At 37.1% G+C, this 23,590-nt stretch carries 15 protein-coding genes and 1 pseudogene; 13 read left to right on the forward strand and 3 right to left on the reverse strand.

Annotated elements, in window-relative coordinates; genetic code table 11:
• Positions 1 to 29: 29 nt before the first annotated feature.
• Together KTH84_RS00310 and KTH84_RS00315 are read right to left on the reverse strand one after the other, a co-directional pair.
• Positions 30 to 431, reverse strand: a complete 402-nt coding sequence (locus tag KTH84_RS00310; protein ID WP_262471574.1) for a hypothetical protein — start codon at positions 429 to 431, stop codon at positions 30 to 32.
• Positions 424 to 1,764: an MFS transporter gene (locus tag KTH84_RS00315; RefSeq protein WP_262471575.1), complete on the reverse strand. Its 1,341-nt coding sequence runs from the start codon at positions 1,762 to 1,764 to the stop codon at positions 424 to 426. Before KTH84_RS00315 ends, KTH84_RS00310 begins: the two co-directional genes overlap by 8 nt.
• Before the next feature lie 98 nt (positions 1,765 to 1,862).
• Here KTH84_RS00315 and KTH84_RS00320 point away from each other — a divergent pair, with 98 nt between their 5' ends.
• From KTH84_RS00320 to KTH84_RS00360, 10 genes and pseudogenes are all read left to right on the forward strand, one after another.
• Positions 1,863 to 2,759, forward strand: a complete 897-nt coding sequence (locus tag KTH84_RS00320) for a LysR family transcriptional regulator (RefSeq protein ID WP_035360871.1) — start codon at positions 1,863 to 1,865, stop codon at positions 2,757 to 2,759.
• Positions 2,760 to 2,862: 103 nt separating this feature from the next.
• Positions 2,863 to 6,060 (forward strand): type VI secretion system Vgr family protein, encoded by a 3,198-nt coding sequence (locus KTH84_RS00325; protein WP_262471576.1) that lies wholly within the window; start codon positions 2,863 to 2,865, stop codon positions 6,058 to 6,060.
• 9 nt (positions 6,061 to 6,069) lie between these two features.
• Complete coding sequence (locus KTH84_RS00330; protein ID WP_262471577.1) at positions 6,070 to 10,890, forward strand: RHS repeat-associated core domain-containing protein; 4,821 nt, start codon at positions 6,070 to 6,072, stop codon at positions 10,888 to 10,890.
• A gap of 3 nt (positions 10,891 to 10,893) precedes the next feature.
• The gene (locus tag KTH84_RS00335) at positions 10,894 to 11,283 is read left to right on the forward strand and encodes a hypothetical protein (RefSeq protein ID WP_262471578.1); all 390 of its coding nucleotides are present in this window, start codon (positions 10,894 to 10,896) and stop codon (positions 11,281 to 11,283) included.
• Between the two features lie 259 nt (positions 11,284 to 11,542).
• Positions 11,543 to 11,702: pseudogene (locus tag KTH84_RS19025) on the forward strand (RHS repeat-associated core domain-containing protein); the annotation flags it as partial.
• Between the two features lie 70 nt (positions 11,703 to 11,772).
• Entirely contained in the window at positions 11,773 to 12,087 is a 315-nt protein-coding gene (locus KTH84_RS00340) for a hypothetical protein (protein ID WP_262471579.1), read from the forward strand.
• On the forward strand, positions 12,087 to 12,338 hold the full coding sequence (locus tag KTH84_RS00345; RefSeq protein WP_262471580.1) for a hypothetical protein: 252 nt from the start codon (positions 12,087 to 12,089) through the stop codon (positions 12,336 to 12,338). Before KTH84_RS00340 ends, KTH84_RS00345 begins: the two co-directional genes overlap by 1 nt.
• Positions 12,339 to 12,692: 354 nt before the next feature.
• Entirely contained in the window at positions 12,693 to 12,977 is a 285-nt protein-coding gene (locus KTH84_RS00350; RefSeq protein ID WP_262472462.1) for an RHS repeat-associated core domain-containing protein, read from the forward strand.
• A 319-nt stretch (positions 12,978 to 13,296) separates the two neighbouring features.
• Positions 13,297 to 16,083, forward strand: coding sequence for a DUF2345 domain-containing protein (locus KTH84_RS00355; protein ID WP_262471581.1), 2,787 nt, complete (start codon positions 13,297 to 13,299; stop codon positions 16,081 to 16,083).
• Positions 16,084 to 19,050: an ATPase gene (locus tag KTH84_RS00360; RefSeq protein WP_262471582.1), complete on the forward strand. Its 2,967-nt coding sequence runs from the start codon at positions 16,084 to 16,086 to the stop codon at positions 19,048 to 19,050.
• A gap of 2 nt (positions 19,051 to 19,052) precedes the next feature.
• Here KTH84_RS00360 and KTH84_RS00365 read toward each other — a convergent pair whose 3' ends face one another.
• Positions 19,053 to 20,057, reverse strand: coding sequence for an SUMF1/EgtB/PvdO family nonheme iron enzyme (locus KTH84_RS00365; RefSeq protein ID WP_262471583.1), 1,005 nt, complete (start codon positions 20,055 to 20,057; stop codon positions 19,053 to 19,055).
• A gap of 823 nt (positions 20,058 to 20,880) precedes the next feature.
• Here KTH84_RS00365 and KTH84_RS00370 point away from each other — a divergent pair.
• From KTH84_RS00370 to tssC, 3 genes are read left to right on the forward strand one after another with little or no spacing between them, the layout of a single operon-like run.
• Positions 20,881 to 21,570 (forward strand): hypothetical protein, encoded by a 690-nt coding sequence (locus tag KTH84_RS00370; protein ID WP_262471584.1) that lies wholly within the window; start codon positions 20,881 to 20,883, stop codon positions 21,568 to 21,570.
• 16 nt (positions 21,571 to 21,586) lie between these two features.
• Complete coding sequence (gene tssB / locus KTH84_RS00375) at positions 21,587 to 22,090, forward strand: type VI secretion system contractile sheath small subunit (RefSeq protein ID WP_003651049.1); 504 nt, start codon at positions 21,587 to 21,589, stop codon at positions 22,088 to 22,090.
• Complete coding sequence (gene tssC / locus KTH84_RS00380; RefSeq protein ID WP_133974264.1) at positions 22,083 to 23,564, forward strand: type VI secretion system contractile sheath large subunit; 1,482 nt, start codon at positions 22,083 to 22,085, stop codon at positions 23,562 to 23,564. The genes tssB and tssC overlap by 8 nt, the downstream gene beginning before the upstream one ends.
• Positions 23,565 to 23,590 lie beyond the last annotated feature (26 nt).

Consider the following 23,590-nt stretch of genomic DNA (forward strand, 5'->3'; position numbering starts at 1 on the left):
TCTTTAAGGCGAGTGATATGACTTAATTCTTATTTTCCGAGTGGGGCTAAAGTTTCATGTAAATAAACCCAATAACATTTTTCGTCTTCTACTTTAATGCAGGCTGTGGAAGTGCGTAATGTTTCGGTCTCATCAGTTTGCTGATGCTCCTGATATTGGACCCAACAATAATTTTCAAATTCGTATAAAGCTGTGCTTTTAAGAATAGTGATTTTTAAAGAGGGTTTTTTCCCGATATTTTGGCTAAATAAACTATTCACTTCGGCTAAACCAATGCAGTGGCCTTGAACCGTGACCATCTTAAAATTTTGATCAAAACTATCTAAAAGCGGGCTAAGACTCTGTTCTGCATTTTGGCCTGTAAATACATTTTCGATCAAAACGTGTAGGTCAATTACGCTTTGAACGGCTTTATTCATTTGGTTAGACATGAGTTTTCTCCTTTAAAATGGGAATGAGTGAAAGTAAGCAGAGTAAAGCTGCAATTAAAAAAGTATGTTGATAGCGAAGCAGATCAGTTGAGCCAGACATCAGGTTATAGATTGAAATGAGAACAACCGTACCGATGCTAAATGAAACTTGTCGATTGATGTTCCAGAGCACACTTCCTTGTAATAAATCTTGGCCTGAAAAATCAATTAACGAACTAATTTGGGCAATATTAGCGCTTAAGCCGCCTCCCATGCCCATCAATAAATAGGCGAATACTAAAAAGCTTATGGGGCTAGTGTTTGAAATAAAAAATAATAAAAAGATTCCAAGGCTATGAAGGGTAATGCCAATAATAAGTAAATATTTCTTTCCTATTTTTTGATAGAGCAGGCCACCGCTGATCATTGCCACCAGCGCACCTACTGCATAGAGCAACATGAATGAGCCAGTTTGTTTTGCATTAAAGCCAAGGTTAACCTGTAAATTAAAAATATTGAGTAAATTAACACCTGTAAAAATACCAGGGACAGCGTAATAAATAATAAATGCATTGCGTAAATTTTTATTTTTTAATAACTGTAGATTGAGAATAGGATGATCGATTTTTTTAGAATATTGAATGTAAAAAATAAGCATTCCCACCGAAATTAGGAAACTGCTTATAGCCAACATGAGATTGTGATAATCCCCATAGAATGAAAATGAGAGTAACAAACATAACAGGCTTATATTAAAAATAACCAAGCCTTTTATGTCTGGTCTTTCACTAGATACATTCTCTGTTTTTTTAACCCATAGCCAGGCTAGAAATGAGGCAAGTAAAGAAAAAGGAAGATTAGAAAAAAATACCCAACGCCAACTCAATGAATCAATAATCACACCACCAAGGGCGGGTGAAAATGCGGGCGCAATTAAAGCAATTGCCATAATCATTGTAGAAATACGTTGGCGTTCTTGATTGGGAAATAAGGCATATACCAATGCTTGGCCTACGGGAATTAATAAACCTCCAGCTATACCTTGAATAAATCGCCAAAAAATTAAGCTATAAATCGATTCACTAAATCCAATAAAGCAAATGCTGATAGAAAATAACAGCATCGAATAACACAATAACTTTTGGTTTCCTAACTTGGTGGCTAACCATAAACTCATGGGCATGATTAAAATCAAGCCGAGAATATAGGCATTGGTTACCCAAGCGACCATGGATTGGCTGACTGAAAATGATGATGCAATATTAGGTAAAGCAATTGCTGACATAAAAATGTTAATGCAATCAATAAAGAACCCAAGTAAAAACACCGTTGCTATTTTATATCGATAAGACATACCTACCTCCGTGCAGGCAGGGTAAGATTCGGCTCTTTTATTGTCGATGCAAGCGAAGTAAAATCATTGTTTAATAATTTCAAACAATCGGCTGAATTGTGCAAAAAAATCTCAAGCAAATTACTAGTTTTTTACAAGTTGTCGATTCCGGGTCTTTTACTAAGGCTGCCGAAATTTTGGGACTGAGCCGATCAATGGTTAGTATTGATATAAAACAATTAGAAAAGCAGTTAAATACAAGTCTCTTAATTCGGAATACCCGTAATATTGCATTAACTGAAATAGGCCAGCATTTTTATCAAGATTTTAAACAAATCCAGCTTCAGATTGATGAGGCTTTTGAGCGAAGCCAGCATTTAGGCACAAGCATTACAGGCACTTTACGTTTTTCATCAACCAATGAATTTGGTCAACGTTTTATTCTGCCTTTACTTCCTGAATTTTGTCGGCTTTATCCACATTTACGCTTACAGTATTCATTTAATTCTTCCCTCGATGATTTAGTCACTGAAAAATTAGATCTTGTTATACGGCTAGGAAATTTAAAAAACTCATCTCTAAAAACTCGAAAAATTGGGGAATATCCAATTTATCTTGTGGCTACACCGCAATTTATACAAAACCATCCTGTAGAAAATATATCCGATTTGGCAGATGTTCCGTGGATTGGACACACCTTATTAAATTGGCAAGATTCACAATATATTTTGCAAAATAGTTTAGGGGAGCAATATTCATTACCTTTTATTCGAAGTCAGTATGAATCAAACTCGGTAACCGCAATTCATCAAATGGCGCTGTCATCCTTAGGTATTGCGATTTGCCCAGCATGGTTAGTTGATGAAGATATTCAACAAAACCGCTTAATTCGGTTATTTCCTGATTTCTCATTACCGTTACAAAATATTCAATTACTTTACCCTAGTACTTCTAATTTACCGGCCAAAACTCGGGCATTTATAGATTTTTTGGTGGCCCGTCTTTCTTTTAGATAAACTAAAAAATATGTAACTTATGAACGATAAGCTATTTTATATAAATAGACAATTCTGTCTGTTTTTTATAAAATAGCGCTGATTATGACTCAGTTTTATAATAATGATGTCCAATAAAATATTTCAAATTTTAGATAGTTTAGGTTTGGTTGCACAGAATCGTGTACTTCATGTGCAATTTTCCAACCCATCATTAAACAATCAAGTCTTCTTACAACGTATTGAAGGCGAACATACGCTCAATCAGGGTAGTGTTGCTGAGCTACTGTGTCTGTCGACGAACGCACATATTGCATTAAAACAATTTATTGGCTGTCAGGTTGCCGTTGATCAGGTCACTGACATGGGCCAGTTTTTTAGAACGACAGGCATTATTACTGAAGCGAGTCAAGGACAAAGTGACGGCTCACTCACCATTTATAACCTCACCTTAAAAGATCCAACTGCACTCTGGCATAAACGCCGTAATAGCCGCGTGTTTATGAACAAAAGCGTGCGAGATATTAGTGAAATTCTATTTAAAGAATGGCAGGGTAAAAGCCCGTTATTTGCCTCAAGCCTAACACTCGATACATCTGGCTTAACCAAAGACTACGATGTGCGTCCATTTGTGATGCAGTCAAACGAAAGTGATTATGACTTTTTAACCCGTTTGTGGCGTAGTGAAGGCATTAACTGGCTAGTCGACGAATCGCAGCTTTTAGTCGCTGACCCGAATGTTGCCATCCAGCCACAAGTACTGCGTTTAATTGACGATAACCAAAATTATCAGGCACTTGAACGTCGGAGCCTACGTTATCAACGCAGCAGTGCCACAGAACAGTTCGATACCATTACTCAAGTCAAGGCAGAGCGCCGCTTACAACCAACCTCGGTTCATGTGCAACGCTGGCAAGCTGATGCGCTGCAACAAGAAGAAGGTAGTGGCAGCGTACAAGGCACACAAAAGCACAGCGAACACTATGACAATGCCAGCTTAAACCTTGAAGACGCATGGCACGTCAGCCCCGCGTGGATGCAAGACTTAAATGGTGAAGACCAAGCCACCGCTTCAGGCAATAGCCAGATTGAACAGTTAAACCAGCACATCAATGCTTACCACCACCTTGGCTCTAAACAGTTTACCGTTTCAGGCAATGTCCGTGATGCACAGGTGGGTTACTGGTTTGCACTCAATGACCATCCTGAACTCGACCAGCATAACAGCGCTGATAAAGAGTTCTTAATCTTAAGCAAACACTACTACAACCAGAATAATTTACCGAAAGAATTACAACAGCAACTTGAACGTCTATTACCAAAAGACAAGCTTAAGGCAGCCCAACTCGACAGCCAAAACCTTGAGCAGCGCCACTTTGCTGAGCTGAATGTCGTTCGACGCAACATTCAAGCTGTGCCTGAATATAGCCCGCTAGAACACCGACCAGCCGCTTACCCGCAGCGCGCTAGAGTGGTGGGACTGGAAGGCGAAAGCATCCATGTTGATCAATGGGGACGTATTAAAGTCCGTTTCTTGTTTACTCGAACTGATGACCATAGTCATGACGGAGGAGCGGGAAGTAACGACAATGACACTGACTCGGCTTGGGTGGATGTACTTACTCCATGGGCGGGCGCAGGTTATGGTGCCCGTTTCTTGCCACGTGTCGGTGAGATTGTTGTGATCGACTTCTTTGACGGCAACGTTGACCGTCCATTTGTGGTCGGACGCATTCACGAAGCTGAACGTCACCCAACCCAGTTCGACCAGAAAGGCCAGCTACCCGACACCAAAAAGCTCAGCGGCATTCGCTCAGAAGAAGTCGACGGTAAAGGCTTTAACCAGCTACGCTTTGATGACACTACAGGGCAAATCAGTACCCAGCTACAAAGCAGCCATGCGGCAAGCCAGCTAAACTTGGGTAACTTAAGCCATCCAAAAGACAAAGCGGAAAGTGATGGCCGTGGTGAAGGTTTTGAGCTAAGAACAGATCAGTGGGGTGCGGTAAGAGCTGGCAGTGGTTTACTCGTTAGCACCCATAAACAGGACCAAGCTCAAGGCGTACACCTCGATGCAATTGAGGCCAAACAACAAATCGAAGGCGGCCTGAACAATGCCAAGGCACTCAGCGAAGTTGCTAAAAATCAACAAACTGATCCATTGGAAGTGCTTGAGAACTTAAAAACCTTCATAGAGCAAATTGAAGAAAAAGATCAAGACAAAGCTGCTGCTTTTAAGCAAGCCTTGATGATATTAACCGCACCTAACAGTATCGCTTTAGCCAGTAATGAAGACATTCACCTCAGCGCAGATGCTCAGTTAAGCCAAACTGCGGGCGATAGTATTAACCTGTCTACTCAAAAGAACTTGATTGCACATGCTCAAAACAAGATTAGTCTTTTTGCAGCGCAAGAAGGGGCGAGACTCTATGCAGGCAAAGGTAAAGTTGAGATACAAGCGCAAGGTGACGGAGCAGATTTGATTGCCCGTAAAGCTGTTCAGATTATTTCAACAGAAGACAAAATTGAAATTAGTGCTTCTAAAGAAATTGTGATTACGGCGGGTGGATCTCAACTCAAGATTAATGGCTCGGGAATTTTCCCTGTCACTGGTGGCAAGTTTGAGGTGAAGGCAGGGCAGCATTTGTTTATGGGGGGAGGAAGTGCGAATTTCAGTTCTTCATTGCCGCCTCCACCAAAACGTAGTCCTGGTACTTTAGAGCTCATCCATGATTATGCGCATGGTGAGTTTGTTAAAAGTGGAAGTTATACAGTTGTCGATACCTTAGGAAAAGAAGTTACAGGCAAGTTGGATGATAAGGGATTTGCAAGAGTTTCTGGCTTAGCAACAGGGGCCGTGAAGGTCTTCTTTGAGCCTGATCATCGTGATCCTTGGGATGCAGCAAGTGACTTTAAGCGTCCAGTTGAGTGGCCAAATGAGAATGATGCTGATATTGAGCAATCAGAGTCATTAATTGCACAAATGAGTAAAACAGCTCAGTCTAAACTTGGTGAATTATCTAAACAATTAACCAATCCTGCGAATATTATGAAAAATATTCAAACTGCACAAAGCATAAAATCTGAAGGGGCAAAGGCTTTAATGCCAATGTTAAAAACAGAGGCGCAGGGATTAGTGACTGATCAAGTGAAAAGCTTTTTACCCATTTCAGAAGTAGGCCAAAAAATAGGGAACAACATTGATCTTGGATCAATTCAAAAAATAAATGACTTCAGCAAATTAAGTTCTGTTGATGGCGGTAGCTTGGTAACTAATGCTCTTCCTCAATATTTGCAAAGCCCTTTTAAAAAGAATTCGTAGAGAAATAAAATGTCTGGAAAAACAGAAGTTGTTAAACCATTATCAGAAGTTGCTATTAAAGATGTTAGTCATTCAAAACAAAAAATAGATGATTGGTTAAAAAGTCATACGCATAAAATTGTGACATTAGACTTGCTAGCCAGTGTAATGGGAACAATTCCAATTATTGGAAATGTGATGGCTGCTATCGATGTGGTTTCCGACATTTGCTATATCTACGATAAAGGTTTTCAAAATGCCGATATTATGGATTGGTCCACAATGGGTATTGACCTTATTGGGATTGCACCTGTACCAGGAACATCAGCAATTCGTATGTCTGCTCGTCCAGCCCTGTTTCTAGTCCGTCAAGAAGTTAAACGTGTGGGTAAAGCTGCTTTGGGAGAAGCAGTTATCGTAGTGATCTCCAATCATTTAAATGATCAGGTTGCTGGACAAATTGATAAATTCTGTAAAACAGGCCTACAACAGTTAAATTCAATTTTAGCCACTTGTGGTGGAACCGTTCAAAATGCCACAACACAAATTAATGGTGGTATTGTTCGAGTTGTAACAAAAGGCCAAGTATTTACAAATGCGGGGTCAAATACAAATCGAGCTCAACAGCAAGCTTCTGGTGTTATTAAAGGAATAAAAAGTGGTGACTTAACACGAGCTGGAAAAAACTTGGTTTACATGACCGAAAACTTGGGAAAAGCTCTTATTAAAACAGGAGCAAACTCCAATGCTAAAGTTGTTACCTCTTTAGTTCCTGCACATCTAAAGCAGCCGATATTAAATGTAGGTGCAACAATTAATAAAATTGGTATCACTGCCAATACTAAAATTAAGGGCTTGGGAAATACAGCGCAGCCGCAAACAATTGGCTGGTTATTTGAAATATTACGTTTAAGTAATGCCAGATTTAGAAAAAAAGCCTCCGGCCAAGTTAAGCCAACCCAAACCACACAAGTCAGACATGACAAGAAGAATGATAAGTTAGAAAAGGCTAATACTGAACATGCTGCGACTCATAATGCGAATGCAGGTAAAAACTGTAAAGGTGGTGCGACTAAACGATCGATTACTTTTGCCATGGGTACTGAGTTTTTAAACCATACTGATGCACAAATTCATCCATTATTGGTAGAGCAATTTTCGAGAACGTATGTATCAAACTTATATCAGTATGATCAATCGATTTTCGGAGCGCGGTGGATTACACCTTTTACAACCAAGATTGCTCGTTGTTCTAGTTACAACATAAATGAACCTAAAGAACCTATTGAGCAAGAGGGTTGGGAGTATATTGGCAGCGATGGCCGTCCTGTTCACTTACCAGAGCTAAAAGTTGGGCAGAGTTACTATGATGAAGTAGAAACTTTTACTTATACGGTTGTCACACCTGAAATTAGAGCAATTTCATATGGTGTTTCAGAAACTCGCTTCTATCAAAAATATAAAAATGAGTTTCGTTTAGTCTCCATAGAACGTCAAAATGCATTTAGTATCGGACTACGTTATGACTATGAATTAGAAAATGGGGATAGCTATTTATCCGACATTATATTTAAACAGCAACAACAAACTTTGGCGCATGTAGCATTACAAATTAATGATGTGCAAAAAGTTATTGCAGCTTGGTTAGTTGAAGATGGTCAACTCATTAGACAACTGTCAGCATATCAATATAATGAGCAAGGTGATTTAATTAAGGCAACCAATGAGTTTGCTGCTTCTTATGAATATCAATACCAAGCTCACTTATTGACTCGTTATACTGATCTTACTCAAAGAGGAATGAACTTAAAGTGGGATGGCGTTTTACCTAGCTCAAAAGCGATTGAAGAATGGGCCGATGACTATAGTTCCGCTACTAAATTAGATTGGGATGAAAACATTCGCGTAACTTCAGCCATGGATATCGATGGTAACGTGACTGAATACTATTATGGTATTACTGGTTATACCTATCGAATTATTTATCCAGACAATTTGCAAGAATGGTTCTTTAGAGACCAAGCAAAAAATATAACATCGCATATTGCTACAGATGGAACAGAAACATCGTATACCTACGACGAACGCGGTAATGTCTTAAGTATGGTTCAGGCCGATGGCTCAACCTTTTATTATGAATACGACGAAAAAGATAATCTGACTGGTTTTGTTGATGCTGAACAGGGGCGTTGGTTTAAAGAATACGATGCTTCAGGGAATATAATTAAAGAAATTGATCCGCTGAAGCATGAAACAGCCTATACCTATAATGCGATGGGATTGGTAACCTCCATTAAAGATGCTAAAGGCGGTAAGAAGACGCTCAAATATGATGATCAAGGTAACTTGGTTACTTATACGGATTGTTCCGGTAAAGAAACGCACTGGCATTATGATGATCGCGGGCGTGTCAAATTTATTGAAAATGCTTTAAAGCAAAAAGTTGAATACTTCTATACGGAATTAACTGCTGAACCAAGAAAACCTCTAGCAAAAGGCTTACCGCTGAATGCTTTTGGACAACTCGAGAAAATTAAACACGCTGATGGAGCTGAAGAGCATTTTATTCATGATGAAGAAGGTCGATTATTAGTTCATATTGACCCTAAAGGCCAGCAGACACGTTATGAATATGATGCTGCTGGTTTAATTACTAAGCGTATTGACCCATTAAATCAAACCTTAAAATATCAATGGGACCGCTTGAGTCGCTTAAAACGTTTAACTAATGAAAATGGCGCAAGTTATGAATTTATTTATGATGTTGCGGGTCGATTAGTAAAAGAAATTGATTTTGATGGCAAAGAAACTGTTTATACGTACGATGAATATAATGGTCGTTTAACTAGTAGTATTGAAGTAGCTTCTGCCTATGGTCAAGATTTCAAAGATCGCGCTGCGCCTAAAGACCGTATTCAGCAATTTATTTTTGACAGCATGGGGCGTTTAGAACAACGTACAGCAGGATATGGTTATCAAGGGCAAGAGCTTGAAGAAAAGCAAATAGAAGAATTTTCTTATGATGGCCTAGGTCATTTAGTTCAAGCTAAAAATGCTGAAACTAACTTACAGTGGTTTTATGATGCCGCAGGCAATTTAATAAAAGAGCATCATCAAGACGTTGTAACACAGAAAACTGCTGTATGGAAACATGTCTATGATGAATTAAATAATCGAACTACAACTATCCGACCAGATGGACAGAAAATAGATTGGCTCACTTATGGAAGTGGACATGTCTATGGCATGGCTTTAAATGGTGAAGATGTTGTTAGTTTTGAGCGTGATGATTTACATAGAGAGACATTACGACACTATGCAAATGGTCTTAGTCAACAACAACGTTATGATGAAGTCGGACGTTTAACTCAGCAATTAATGTTGAATGGACATGACAAAGGTTATCAGGCCCAAACTCAAAATAATGCCCTTCAGCATACCAACCAATTGATTGAACGATTATATCACTACGACAAAACAGGTGAGTTAACGCTTATTAAGGATACTCGTCGTGGGGCTATTCATTATAAATATGATCCTGTTGGGCGTTTATTAGAGGCAACTAGTAAACTTGGGAAAGAGACTTTTAATTTTGATCCAGCAAGTAATATTTTAGAGCGATATAACAGTACCAAAGAGCAATCTTCACAGCATATTTCTGATGAAAAAGGTTATGGCTATAATCGTTTAGTCAATAATATCGTACAGGAATATCTTGACCAACAATATCAATATGATGCTTTTGGGCAACTGATTCGACAAAAGTCATCACAAGGTGATTTAAATCTTAAGTGGGATGTATTGGGGCGTCTTGTTCGTAGCCGAAACAATCAATATACGGCAGAGTATCGTTACGATGCTTTAGGCCGACGTATTCAAAAAAGAAGTAAGCATCACCATACTGGACAAGAACAGAACATTATTTATGGTTGGGATGGTGATACTTTAGCGTATGAATCTAACGCTGATATAACTAAACACTATTTCTACGAAAAAGATAGTTTCGTGCCTTTGTTGCAAGCGGCGTATCATCACTCAATTGAGTTACATCAAATCCAAGACTGGGCAGAAAAAACATATAGCATTTATAAAGACTCTCTTTGGAATACCGTAAAACAAAGCCAAGGCTTTGATGATGTATGGTTCTATCACTGTGACCATTTAGGAACACCGCAAGAAATGAGTAACCAGACAGGTGCCATTGTTTGGAAAGCTCAATATAAAGCTTGGGGCGAATGTAAGGTTGAACAAGCTAAGTCAGATTTCTTTGAAAATTCAGAGATTATAAGCAACAACATCCGTTTCCAAGGTCAGTATTTTGATGGGGAAACAGGACTTCATTACAACCGTTATCGTTATTATTCGCCGTATGTAGGACGGTTTATTAGTAAAGATCCGATTGGATTATTGGGTGGTTTTAATGTTTATGCTTATGCACCTAATCCAGTGGACTGGGTTGATCCTTTGGGGTTGAATAAATCATGCCCTAATCAACCTACGAAAAAGGATCATTATGATGCTTCATCTAGGAGAGAGGCTTTAAGAAAAGCTAAACAAGATGCAAAGATTCCTCAAAGTCAACAGCCTAAAATAACGAGAGAAGATTTGGATGATGGGTATGGAAATAAAGTCATGAAAGATGGACAGCCAGTTACTACAAGAAACTATCATTATACAAATACTGATGGTAAACAAATTGTTATTCAAGAACATACTTATGGCCATACGAAGGCAGAAAAAAATAAAGGTTTAGAACCACATATTAATGCTAGACCGATTGAAAACACTAAGACTGGTTATGTTCCTGGTACATATGGGCATTACAATATTAAACCTAAAGGTGGTAGTTAACTTATGTTTATTAATGAAATAAGTAATAATGTTTTTTTAAAGAAACTTTATTCAGATGATATAACTTCATCTATATTAATAGGGCGATTTAGTATTGACTTGTCGGGTTACTGTGATATAGATTTTCATGTGAATAAGGAACCAGATATTCTTGTTGAAAAATATGGGGTATGGGGGGTTGATTATAATACTGTTGTTATTAAAACTAAAGGTAGAATATCCGGGGATGTTTTAATCAATGGGTGGTTGCTTAATGATTATAAAGAATTAACTGTTAAAAAGACTCATAATGGTATTTTTATAAAATCAACAAATGGTAATTTTAATTTTTCTGTGGAAGTGAATGGATTAATATTTCAAGGTATTTCTGTTTATTTTGATGGAAAAGATTAGAAATTTATTAAAATATATCTAAAATTCTTTATTATCTGAGAATTTTAGATATATCAATGTCTAAATATTATTAAATTAGATAAATCATTATGTAATAGTTTTTCTCTAATATATTTTTCATTTGGATACGTCTCAGGAAGTGAGTGATTCCCCATGTCAAATGATCTGTAAAACTTACTATAAGATTGGGAGAGTTCGTTTCAACAAAGCAAGGCTTTGCACGGAGAACTATGCTCGAAATGGCAAAGGAGAAAGAGCAAAATCTAATTTCTTCAAAAATAGTGAAATTATTTCAAACAATATCCATTTCCAAGGTCAGTATTTTGATGGCGAAACAGGGCTTCATTACACTCCGTTATCGTTATTATTCGCCGTATGTAGGTCGGTTTATTAGTAAAGACTCGATTGGGTTGTTGGGTTGATTGATTCTTTGGGGGTAAGCAATGAGACAAACCAAAAAAAATTAAAAAGAAAATTATCGGCTCTGGAGTGTCTCAAAATAAAGCTGTTAAAACACGAGAGCTAAGTGATGGTAGAATAAGATATTATGAAAAAGAGGCTTTAGCTAAGACTCAAGGTCCAACTCGAGGAAGATCCCATGTTACAGAAATTAATCCTAAAACTGGTACCGTTAGAGTATGGGAGGAAACATATGATCATAATGGTAATGTAAATAGGGTACATCCTAAGATGATAAACGGTGAGGTTATGGATATTCCACATTATCCACCAACAAAAGCAGATATAGATCAAGGTAAAGCAACTCCATCAGCGCGAGCTATCAAAAAAGGGTGTCCTCTATAATGTTACGCAATATTGATAAAATAGTATTAGATAAACTTCATTTAATTTTAGAAAATGAAATATTTGATTATCGGATAGTTGCTAGAGAAGCATATTTAATTCGTCTTGATATGGATTATTTAGAACTCAATGAGGATTTACAAAATTTGCTTGATGAAATGATTGGAATGGATGCAAGCGAAGAGGGGGAGTTTTCACTTACTAAAGATGAGATTATAGCAAAAATAGATTCTATTGAAGATGTGGGGTAAAATTATTAGAACTCTTGTGAAAGTTATTTTTAATCATCTAATAGAGTAGTCGAAAAAGTTAGAAATCATCTTTAATTGTTGATTAAATGAATAGTATTTTTATAAAATCAATAAATGGTGATTTTAATTTTTCTGTGGAATTGAATAGTTTGATATTTCAAGATATTTCTGTTTATTTTGATAAAAAAGATTAGAAAGTCATTAAAATATATCTGGAATTCTCTATTGTCTGAGAATTTTAGATATATCAATATCTAAATATTATTAAATTAGATAGATCATTATGTAATAGTTTTTCTCTAATATATTTTTCATTTGGATACGTCTCAGGAAGTGAGTGATTCCCCATGTCAAATGATCTGTAATAAGATTGGGGGAGTTCGTTTCAACAAAGCAAGGCTTTACACGGAGAACTATGCTCGAAATGGCAAAGGAGAAAGAGCAAAATCTAATTTCTTCAAAAATAGTGAAATTATTTCAAACAATATCCATTTCCAAGGTCAGTATTTTAATGGCGAAACAGGGCTTCATTACAACCGTTATCATTATTATTCGCCGTATTTAGCTCGGTTTATTAGTAAAGACCCGAGTGGGGTGTTAGGTGGATATATATTTATGCTTATTTACCGAATCCAGTAGGATTAGTAAAGAAAAAACCATCTAAATATGCCTTAAAAGATAGTCATAATGCTACTGCTCAAGAATTAGCAGATAGTAAAATTGGTGGAGGAACTCGAAGTGGTCAATCTAAAGTTCGACAAAAATTATTAGATGAAGATAATTCTAACAATAAAGGTGTTTATACTTGTTGGCGTTTAATTCACTTTTTTATATTTATCACGGATAGTATTCTCATTCATTCGTGTATTCATATGGTTAAGTTTCTCTTTACAAAATAGACAGATGTTTCTGTATTTTATAAAATAACGCCAATCCTGACAAAGTTTTCATAAAAAAGATGTTATCTCATATACATAGAATTTTAGAAGATTTAGGTATCAGTTCGCAAAAACGTGTGCTTCATATTCAGTTTTCTAATCCATCGTTGAATACTCAAGTCTTTTTACAAAGTATTGAAGGGCAGCATCAGCTAAATGAAGGTGTGACTGCCGGTTTATTTTGTCTTTCTACCAATGCCCATATTTCATTAAAACAATTTATTGGTTGTCAGGTTGCAGTCGATCAAGTAACTGATCAGGGGCAGCTATGTAGAACTACAGGAATTATTACAGAAGCCAGTCAGGGGCAGAGTGATGGTTCATTAACATTGTATAAATTGAGATTACAAGACCCGACCGTGCTGTGGCATAAACGCCGCAATAGCCGTGTGTTTATGAATAAAAGTGTACGGGACATTAGTGAAATTCTATTTACAGAATGGCAAAACAAAAGTTCGTTGTTTGCGTCTAGCTTAACTTTGGACTTAAAAGGTCTGACACAAGACTACGATGTTCGACCTTTTGTTATGCAAAGTAATGAAACGGATTATACTTTTTTAACCAGACTTTGGCGTAGTGAAGGCATTAACTGGTTAATTGATGAAGCGCAGTTGTGTGTCGCAGATAGCTCAGATGAGATCCAACCACAAAAATTACGTTTAATTGATAATAATGAATCATATTTAGCATTAGACCGAAGAAATATCCGTTATCACCGTAGTAGCGCAGTTGAACAACAAGACAGTATGACGAGCCTTGTGGCAACCCGAAACTTGCAATCTACAGCCGTGCATGTGCAACGTTGGCAAGCTGATACCTTAAGTCAAGAAGAAGGCATGGGTAGTGTTCAGTCAAAGCATAGCCATAGTGTTAATCAGGATAATGCAAGTTTAAGTCTGGAGCAGGCATGGCATGTCAGTCCTGCTTGGATGCAAGACTTAAATGGGGAAGACCAAGCCACTGCATCGGGTCACCAGCAGCTAGAAAAACTCAATCAAAATCTATCCGATTATTATGCATTTCAATCAAAATATTTTCGTGCACAAACCACAGTACGTGATGCGCAAGTCGGTTATTGGTTTGAATTGAATGAACATCCAGAAATAAATACACATAATGGATCAGACAAAGAATTTCTGATTATTGGTAAAAGCTTCTACCAGCAAAATAACTTACCAAAAGATTTGCAGCAACAAGTTAACCAGCTTATTAGTCAAAGCCAATGGCAAAACGATCAATCAGGACTAAATAATCAAGCAGAGCGTCAGGGTAATGAGCTTATCTTGTCACGCAGAAATATTAAAACTGTTCCTGAATATAACCCGCTAGAGCACCGACCATCAGCTTACCCACAGCGCGCTAAAGTGGTGGGCTTGGAAGGCGAAAGCATTCATGTCGACCAGTGGGGGCGTATTAAAGTTCGCTTCCTATTTACCCGAACTGATGACCATAATCATGACGGTGGAGCGGGAAGTAATGACAATGATACCGACTCAGCTTGGGTAGATGTACTCACCCCGTGGGCAGGCGTTGGTTACGGCGCGCGGTTCTTGCCTCGTGTAGGTGAGATTGTTGTTATCGATTTCTTTGACGGCAACATAGACCGTCCGTTTGTAGTGGGGCGTATTCATGAAGCTGAACGTCATCCGACCCAATTTGACCAGAAAGGCCAGTTACCCGATACCAAAAAACTAAGTGGTATCCGCTCCGAAGAGGTCGATGGTAAAGGTTTTAACCAACTACGTTTTGATGACACCACAGTGCAAATCAGCGCCCAGCTACAAAGTAGTCATGCTGTCAGTCAGCTCAACCTCGGTAACTTAAGCCATCCAAAAGACAGCGCGACAAGTGAAGGCCGTGGTGAAGGCTTCGAACTCAGAACAGACCAATGGGGTGCGGTTCGAGCTGGTAGTGGCTTACTCGTTAGTACTCACAAACAGGATCAGGCTCAAGGCGGACACCTCGATGCAGCCGATGCCAAACAGCAAATAGAAGGCAGCCTCAACAATGCCAAAGCACTGAGTGAAGTTGTTAAAAACCAGCAAACTGATCCATTAGATATGCTTGAGAATATTCAGTCATTTATTGAGGCTCTTAAACACGAAGACCCAAAAAAAGCTGCTGAGTTTCAAACAGCTGTGATGCTGTTGGCATCTCCAAAAAGTATTGCTGTAAGTAGTAATGAGGATATACACCTCAGTGCAAATGGTCAGCTTACTCAAAGTGCTGGAGATAGCATTAATATCAGTACACAAAAAAATATAGTGGCTCATGCAAGCCAAAAAATTAGTCTATTTGCAGCCCAAGAAGGCGCTCGACTTTTTGCTGGTCAAGGTAAAGTTGAAATTCAGGCTCAAGGTGATGGCTTAGATGTTATTGCTCGAAAGGGCGTGCAAATTACTTCAACTGAAGACACGGTTTATATTACTAGCCCAACTGAAATTAATCTGACTGCAAATGGGTCTCAAGTTAAGTTGAATGGTTCAGGCATTTTCCCTGTCACAGGAGGGAAGCTTGAGGTGAAGGCTGGGCAGCATTTATTTATGGGCGGAGCCAAGGTGGCAACGAAAAACCCAGAGTTGGCAATGTTACCAGATTACCATTTAACATATATTGCAAAAGATATGGATGGAAATGCATTGAAAAATAAAAAATATTTAATGATTTTGCCGAATGGGGAAATGGTCAGTGGTGTGACAGATGGTCAAGGTAAAACACAGAAGATCACAACCAAGGGTCCTCAGCAAATCCAAATTAGTTTAGAAGATCATGTTCACGATGGTTTTGTAACTTTTGAAGAAGAATAAATGATGAATAAGATTAAATTAAAGCTATTTATTAATGTATTGCCTGATAACGATACGATTGCTTGCCATGGAATGGATTATTCTGTAACTGAAAAGGGGAAACGGCCGGGACAGGTTAATAAACTAGCAATAGCCATAGGAAGTGCTAAGAATTCTAAGCCTCTTGTGCAGCCGTTGGATTTAAACTCCATTTATAAAAATAGACCTATTCCAGCTCAGACGATTGCCCAAAATATGGCGAAGTATAAAGATGTGCACGAAGGTCCAAGCTTGAGTCAGAACCGAGAAGCTAAAACTGACATGAAAGGTTTTACTAAAGAAATGTATCTGCCAGTTGGTGAGTATGATCTTTGGATTAAAAGAAAGGATTCGGAGTGGGAGAAAGCCATTAATATTAATGGTAGTTCAGGTCTCCATATAAAAGAAGAAAAGCAAGGAATCACTACTATAGAATATCAAATCAAACAATATTATCGCTATAAAATAGAAGGGTTTAGGGGTACTAAACTAGCTGATAATATTCCATTTGAAACTTTTACTTTTGACAAAGAGGGTAAGGAAAAGAAAATTAGTTTACCTAATGTCAAAATGACTGTTGTAGATAAAAATGGTTTTACTCCACCTTTATATTCGCCAAAAGGTGAGGTTATATTTGTAAAATTTAAATTCGTAAATATGTCTGCTCAACCAGAGAAAAAAGACATACAGCATTTTGCAACTATGAGTAAGAAGAATTATGTCACTGTACAGTTGAAGTCTGTTGCGAAAATAACAAAGCAAGATAAGAATACGACAGTAACTTTGCAGGGCAATGGAAAACCACCTGTTATTTTAAATATGCATCGAGAGGAAATGATAGTTCTTTCAGCTGAGGATTATGCTGAATTTGAAAAGGAAAGTTCAAAACTAGACAAATTATTTGGAAACTCTTTTGATGCTAAAAATAAATTAGCAGAAGCAATAAAATCTGGCAGTGTTTCTAATGTTAAAAAAGCAGAAGAAGAAATAAAAGAAGCAGAGAAAAAGATCGAAGAAGAACTCAATAAAAACTTTAAAAAAGCGGCTGATCTAACAGAAGTCATTACTTTTGAAGCGCGTCAAAAGAAAAATCCAAATGGTAACACGCAGGAGTTTGATTTCAGACGTCGCTATCTGCGTACTGACAGATATATGCAGTTGCAACAAAAGAAAAAGAACAAAGAAAGTTTTAAGGTAACGGTTTTAGGGACGGAGTTAAAGAAACTTAAGGATATAAAACAAGACTTTAAGAAAATTAACCAAGAGACTATTCATAATGAATTTAAAAAAGTTAGTTTAGATCTTGCGAAATATTCCAAGCAAACAGGAACTAAGGTTTGGGATTTCTCTGCTTTTAGTGCGGGTTTTGTTGAACAAATTAAGCTCTCAGACAACTTAACGGTTGATATTCAATCACAATGGTTAAGATGTGTTGGTGGCGCTGGCTTATCGACAAGTGCAAGCTGGAAACCCGAAAGTGGTGAGGTGAATGCTAAGGCGAATGTTAATGCTCAAGGTAAACTAGTGCTATTTGAAGGGAAGGCAAAAACCACCTATGTAATTCCATGTGATAAAGGTTGGATGCTGAACTTTGATGACATTGATCTAGGTGCATTTCGATTTGTTATTGGTATGGAACTCTATGGTTTTGCAGGTGCAAAAGTGGCTGCTGGAATTGGCCTAGAGATAAGCTATAGTAAAAATGGACAGCAACAATTGGCTGCTAATGGTAGAAGAAATCGAAATCCTTCACTAGCCAATAATATGGGAGAAAACCGTCCAAGATTTGTGCCAATGGATCGAGATGAAACCATCATTCCTGGTAGTGGTGCAAGTTCAGAGGGGCAAATTGAAGCTTTTGCTGGTGCAGAGGCGGGAATCAAACCATCTGGAGAGTTCCAGTGGCTTTCACCTGAAGCTAAAGATTTTAAACCTTTAGCGAGCTTAGCTGTCGATTTTGCTGTAAGTGCAGGCTTAGGGGCGGGTGTTAATTTTAAATTATTTTACTGGTTAGAACGCAACCAATTTCGTTTTAGGGCGAAAGCAGCTTTATGTGTTGGGTTGGGGGCAAAAGGTGCGCTAGATTTCGTTATTGATTTTAGTCAGGTTCTTGAAGTATTACGATGGGTACATTATCAACTTTTACGAGCTCAATTTACCGTGTTGGGTTTTATTGCAAAAGACGCATTTGCTAATTTAAGCCAATTGGCTGTAATTGCATTAGGCAATGATTCATTAACAGCAAAAGTTTTAAGTGATATCGCAGGGGAGTTTGAAACATTTAACGCTAAATACTCTATTGCAAAAACATCTGTCGATTTAGCAAATAAAATTAAACGTCAACCAGATTGGTTAAAAATGGCAACACCCAATGCTAAAGGAATGTTAATTTATCAGATGACAAGGCATAGTGAATATACTCATGCTGCCGATATGCCTAAAACAGGAATTAGCCCTTTTTTACCTACACATAAAGAAGCGGTACTTGCAATTTTTGAAACTATTGTAACTGAAGATGAGTGGTTTAATGTGCTCCAGAGGATGTCATTGAGAGGGGCGAAATCGCAACAGAGTATTCAAAGCTTGGAAAAACAATTATTGGTATATTTTCATGATGGATTCTGGTCAAGGGCTAGTGATTTTGTTAAAAAATATGCTCTTAATTCAGATACTATTGGACGTGGTAGTGAATATGTGGAGCAATACGAAAAATTACGTTCTAAAATCGTAAAAACTATTCCATTACATGAAAAAGCGCCAATGAATAATCCTAGAGAATTAGAAAAATTAAGAGAAAAAATGGCTGAACAACCAAGTATTATCAATTCTGATACTTTAATTGCATTAAATACTGAACTAGTACCATCTGTTGAGATAGATGGTACTGATGCGGAACTGTTTATTGCAGCAAATTATGAACAGAACTCAGATGATTCATATGTGGTTTAAAGTTATTTTATAGGCTGTGGAACATTAGCGACACAACGCGCAGAATATAAACGATACTTAGTTTTACTTTCCTCATTTGGAGTTGGTAAAGCTTTAGTTCTAGCTATGTTTATTCCATCAGCCATCATCAAATTATCGGCTCCCATTGGCGATGTACTACGTAATACCTTTTCAGTCCCTGTTTTAGGTCCTGTTGGGTTATCAATAGGTGAATGTTTATAATAATATTTATCGTACCAATCATTCATCCATTCATAATTATTCGTAACAAGGTCGTAAAAACCTAGAGGATTCGATGGTGTTTTCCCTAGAACAGGAATGTTTACGGCAGTAGAGGGGCTGTTTTTCTCAATATATTGATCGTATTGTTCCATACTCCATAAGTTTTTTCCCTCTTCAATATGGCCTGTATTAGTTGCAAATAGAGTATATTGTCCTTTATTTCGAGCTACATATTCCCATTGTGCTTCACTAGGTAAATCCATAGGTGTTCCGACTTGCTGTCCCAACCATTGGCAGTAGTCTTTGGCTTGTTGCCACACCATACCAGTGGCTATTTCATGAGCGATTTTTTGATTATATCGCTTATTATCTGCACTCTCATTTTGTCCGGTGGCTTCTGTAAAAATATTAAAGTCTTCTAACGTTGTTTTATAAGCATTCATATTAAAACTGCTAAGTGTGACTTTATGCAGTATCTTATTATTATCCCCTGGCGAAAAAGGTTGGTTAGCAGGTTTTTCAGTATTACCCTTGGGATTCTTCACCGCCATACTATTTGGAACCATTTTTTCTAATTCTGGGGTCACTAGTCCAAAATCACCCATCAGGTAGCTACCACCTTCAACGAATATCATATTCTTTTTGGTTTTTTTAACCAATTGCTGAATTTTTTGTTGAAGTTCTGGTGAGAGCTTTGAAGATTTATGATTTGTCTCACTAGATTTAGCACAAGCACTTAAAGCAAGACTTGAAAATAAAACAACAGCTATATTCCGTTTCATCATTTTGTTGGAAATCATTGGGTTGAATATTGATGAAGCTATTTTAATAAGAGATGTGAAAGATATAAATAGCGGTTTTGTTATTCAACTCGGTGAATAATCATTATAGTTTATGAAAAATTAGAATGAGCTCAGATAGTTTATAATTGAAATATAGATTAGATGCCTTTGTTGGGGGATTTCGTGTGAGTCAATTGGCTATTTAAAAGAGAAATCTATAATTCATCATGATATTTTTACAAAAACAAACTTAATTTTTTGCTTATAGATTTTTAAAGAAAATATTTGAAAAATCATACTTGAGGCTAAAGATGGTACTTTTTAATCCTTATTCAGAAAACTAAATTTATTTAAAAAAGTATAATCGATAGACAGATTAGTCTTGACAAGTTTTATATTTTTTGTACTGCAATCTTCTACTATAAGTTTTGATGGCTTGTTCATAACCAAATGGAATTACTATCTAGTAATATAAAATTAAATATTGTTAAGCAAATGTTTCATAAAAACTAAATGAATGATATTTAAATCAATTTTTTATTTAGTTTTTATTTTAATTTTTTTAATAAAAATCAATAATTTATTTTTAATTACAAAAAATAACAATATTATATTTTTATAAGAATAACTTTATTAAGCTATATTTTATAACCATCTTAACTATTTACTTTTAGTTTAAGTTGATATGATTTTTATATAAAATATGTTTGTTTATATGATAAACTGCGCATAAATTTTTTGAATATAAGGTTTTTAGGCTGATTTTTTAATGTTTTATCAATATTAACTTTTCAGTAAAGCCTTGAATAAATAAGAAAACAGAGGAATGAAAGTTGTGTTGAAACGAAGTATTTTGATACTTTTGCTGACTGGAAACATTATCGGTCTATCAGGTGCTCAAGCAGCAGAACTAGAGCCTGTAAAACTTAAAAAAAGTTGTATTAAAAAGAATCCGTTAGCAGAAGGTCAAAATGATCCTGAGCTATTGAATATTTTTAAACAAGTTTGTGATAGCGATAATACGACTCAAAAAAATGATTTATTAGCTAAAGCTGCTATGCGGTTTTACCAAACCAATCAACCAGTTAAAGCATTGAATTTGGCAAGCCAATTGCAAAGTCAAAATATACGCGGTTCATTAATAACAGATGTTCTATTTTTATCTGGCGTAAGCATTGCAAATAACTCGTTGCAGCAAATGCGAAGTCAGGAAATGCGTTATTTAAGCAACGATGTAACTTATCCACCTGCTAAACAGTTAATTGAAAATATTCATACTTCAATGCCTGCGCCTGATCCTTCAAACGTTAAGGCAGCTACAGAAGGTGGCTTAGTTGATAACGAAAGAAGAAGTTATAAAAAACAAGCTGTAACACGTAACAGAGTTACTACTTCCAGAGCAGTAACTAAACGAGTAGCAACTCCAGCAAAAGCAACTGCGGTTAAACCAAAAACTGCCCCTGTAGCCAACGTTAATAAATCAAAAAGTTCGCCTTTTGACCCTTTAATTAAATAATCAGGAATAGAATCTTATGGCTAAGAGAGAAAGCGTACAAAAGAAGCTTCAGCGAATTCGACCTCCACGTGTTCAGCTCACATATGATGTTGAAATTGGTGATGCAAAAGAAGCGAAGGAATTACCATTTGTTGTCGGTGTGATGGGTGATTTTTCGGCAGCATCTGAGCTTGAACGTACAAAATTAAAAGATAAAAAGTTCATTAATGTCGATTTAGATAATATTGATGAAGTTATGGAGTCATTGTCTCCAAGAGCAGCTTTTCAAGTAGATAATACGCTGACTGAAGAGGGTGGAAGAATTGCAGTTGATTTAACATTTAAGTCAATGGAAGATTTTCGCCCGGAAAATGTTGTTCAACAAGTTGACCCATTAAAGAAACTGGTTGAAGCCCGTGAGCGTTTAACAGATTTAAGAAATAAGATTTCTAACAGTGAGCGTCTAGAAGACTTACTTGATGAAGTTCTTAAAAGTACTGATCAGATCCGTAAATTAAGTGCGGAGGCTGATCATGAATAATGCTCAATCGGCAGCAATGCCACTTGTTGAAAATGAACAAGTTAATCTTTTAGACTCGATTGTTGAAGAAAGCCGTATTGCCCGAAATGAAGAAGAACATTCGCGTGCAAAAAGCTTAATCGGTGAACTTGCCAAGGAAGTAATGGCAGGGACAATTACAGTTTCTGAAAATATGACTTTATCAATTGATAAGCGTATTGCAGAAATTGATGCACTGATTTCAAATCAATTAAGTCAGATCATGCACAATGAACAATTCCAAAAAATTGAGTCAACTTGGCGTGGTCTTTACTACTTCTGTCAGGAAACACCTTCTAATCCTCTCATTAAAATTCGTATGTTAAATACGACTAAAAAAGAGTTGGTCAAAGATTTTCAAGGTGCTACAGATTTTGATCAAAGTACTTTATTCAAAAAAATCTATGAAGAAGAGTATGGGTCTTTTGGTGGTGCACCATATTCAGCACTCATTGGTGATTTTGAGTTTGACCGTACGCCTTCTGATATGTATTTGCTTGAGCAAATCTCTCATGTTGCTGCTGCAGCTCATGCGCCTTTCGTTTCTGCTGCTAGCCCAAGCATTCTTGGTCTTGAGTCATTTACAGATATTGATCGTCCTAGAGATGTTTCAAAAATCTTTGAAACGGCTGAATATGTTCAATGGCGTTCATTCCGTGACAGTGAAGATTCTCGTTATGTCGCTTTAACCTTGCCACACGTGCTTGGTCGTCTTCCTTATCATCCAAAAGAAGGAACAGCGACAGAAGGGTTTAACTTTGCTGAGGATGTTTCTGGTGCAAACCACAATGAATATTTGTGGATGAATGCTGCTTATGCTTTCGGTACTCGTTTAACAAATGCATTTGATATGCATGGTTGGTGTGCTGCAATTCGCGGTGTTGAGGGTGGTGGTTTGGTAGAAGGCTTACCAGTTCATACTTTTAAAACACAAGATGGCGAAGTGGTATTCAAGTGTCCAACAGAAATTGCTATTACTGATCGTCGTGAAAAAGAATTAAGCGATTTGGGCTTTATTCCTTTAGTACATTGTAAAAATACCGATTACGCTGCTTTCTTTGGCGCGCAATCAACTCAAAAACCTAAAAAATATGACAATGATACAGCAAATGCAAACTCTGCTTTATCAAGTCAAATTCAGTACATCATGGCTGTTTCACGTATTGCTCATTATTTAAAAGCAATGATGAGAGATAAGGTGGGTAGTTTTGCTTCTGCTGGAAATGTTGAAGCATTTTTAAATGAGTGGTTGTCACAGTATGTATTACTTGATGATGGCGCTTCTCAAGAAGCAAAAGCTCAATACCCTTTACGTGAAGCGTCTGTAAAAGTTGTAGAAGATCCTGCTCAACCAGGTCACTACAAGTCTGTGGTTTTCTTGCGACCACACTTCCAGCTGGATGAGTTGTCGGTTTCTTTACGACTTGTCACTGAGTTACCTCAGTCCTCAAATTAATAAAGGTCAGCGAAAGAATAACTTTA

The organism is Acinetobacter sp. WU_MDCI_Abxb74, from assembly GCF_025513915.1.
GTDB lineage: Bacteria > Pseudomonadota > Gammaproteobacteria > Pseudomonadales > Moraxellaceae > Acinetobacter > Acinetobacter calcoaceticus_C.

Bases quoted from the DNA above. Each gene is read 5' to 3' on its own strand.
- KTH84_RS00310 (WP_262471574.1), bottom strand. From the start codon at position 431: ATGTCTAACCAAATGAATAAAGCCGTTCAAAGCGTAATTGACCTACAC.
- KTH84_RS00315 (WP_262471575.1), bottom strand. From the start codon at position 1,764: ATGTCTTATCGATATAAAATAGCAACGGTGTTTTTACTTGGGTTCTTT.
- KTH84_RS00325 (WP_262471576.1), top strand. From the start codon at position 2,863: ATGATGTCCAATAAAATATTTCAAATTTTAGATAGTTTAGGTTTGGTT.
- KTH84_RS00330 (WP_262471577.1), top strand. From the start codon at position 6,070: ATGTCTGGAAAAACAGAAGTTGTTAAACCATTATCAGAAGTTGCTATT.
- KTH84_RS00335 (WP_262471578.1), top strand. From the start codon at position 10,894: ATGTTTATTAATGAAATAAGTAATAATGTTTTTTTAAAGAAACTTTAT.
- KTH84_RS00345 (WP_262471580.1), top strand. From the start codon at position 12,087: ATGTTACGCAATATTGATAAAATAGTATTAGATAAACTTCATTTAATT.
- KTH84_RS00350 (WP_262472462.1), top strand. From the start codon at position 12,693: ATGATCTGTAATAAGATTGGGGGAGTTCGTTTCAACAAAGCAAGGCTT.
- KTH84_RS00355 (WP_262471581.1), top strand. From the start codon at position 13,297: ATGTTATCTCATATACATAGAATTTTAGAAGATTTAGGTATCAGTTCG.
- KTH84_RS00360 (WP_262471582.1), top strand. From the start codon at position 16,084: ATGATGAATAAGATTAAATTAAAGCTATTTATTAATGTATTGCCTGAT.
- KTH84_RS00365 (WP_262471583.1), bottom strand. From the start codon at position 20,057: ATGATGAAACGGAATATAGCTGTTGTTTTATTTTCAAGTCTTGCTTTA.
- KTH84_RS00370 (WP_262471584.1), top strand. From the start codon at position 20,881: ATGAAAGTTGTGTTGAAACGAAGTATTTTGATACTTTTGCTGACTGGA.
- tssB (WP_003651049.1), top strand. From the start codon at position 21,587: ATGGCTAAGAGAGAAAGCGTACAAAAGAAGCTTCAGCGAATTCGACCT.
- tssC (WP_133974264.1), top strand. From the start codon at position 22,083: ATGAATAATGCTCAATCGGCAGCAATGCCACTTGTTGAAAATGAACAA.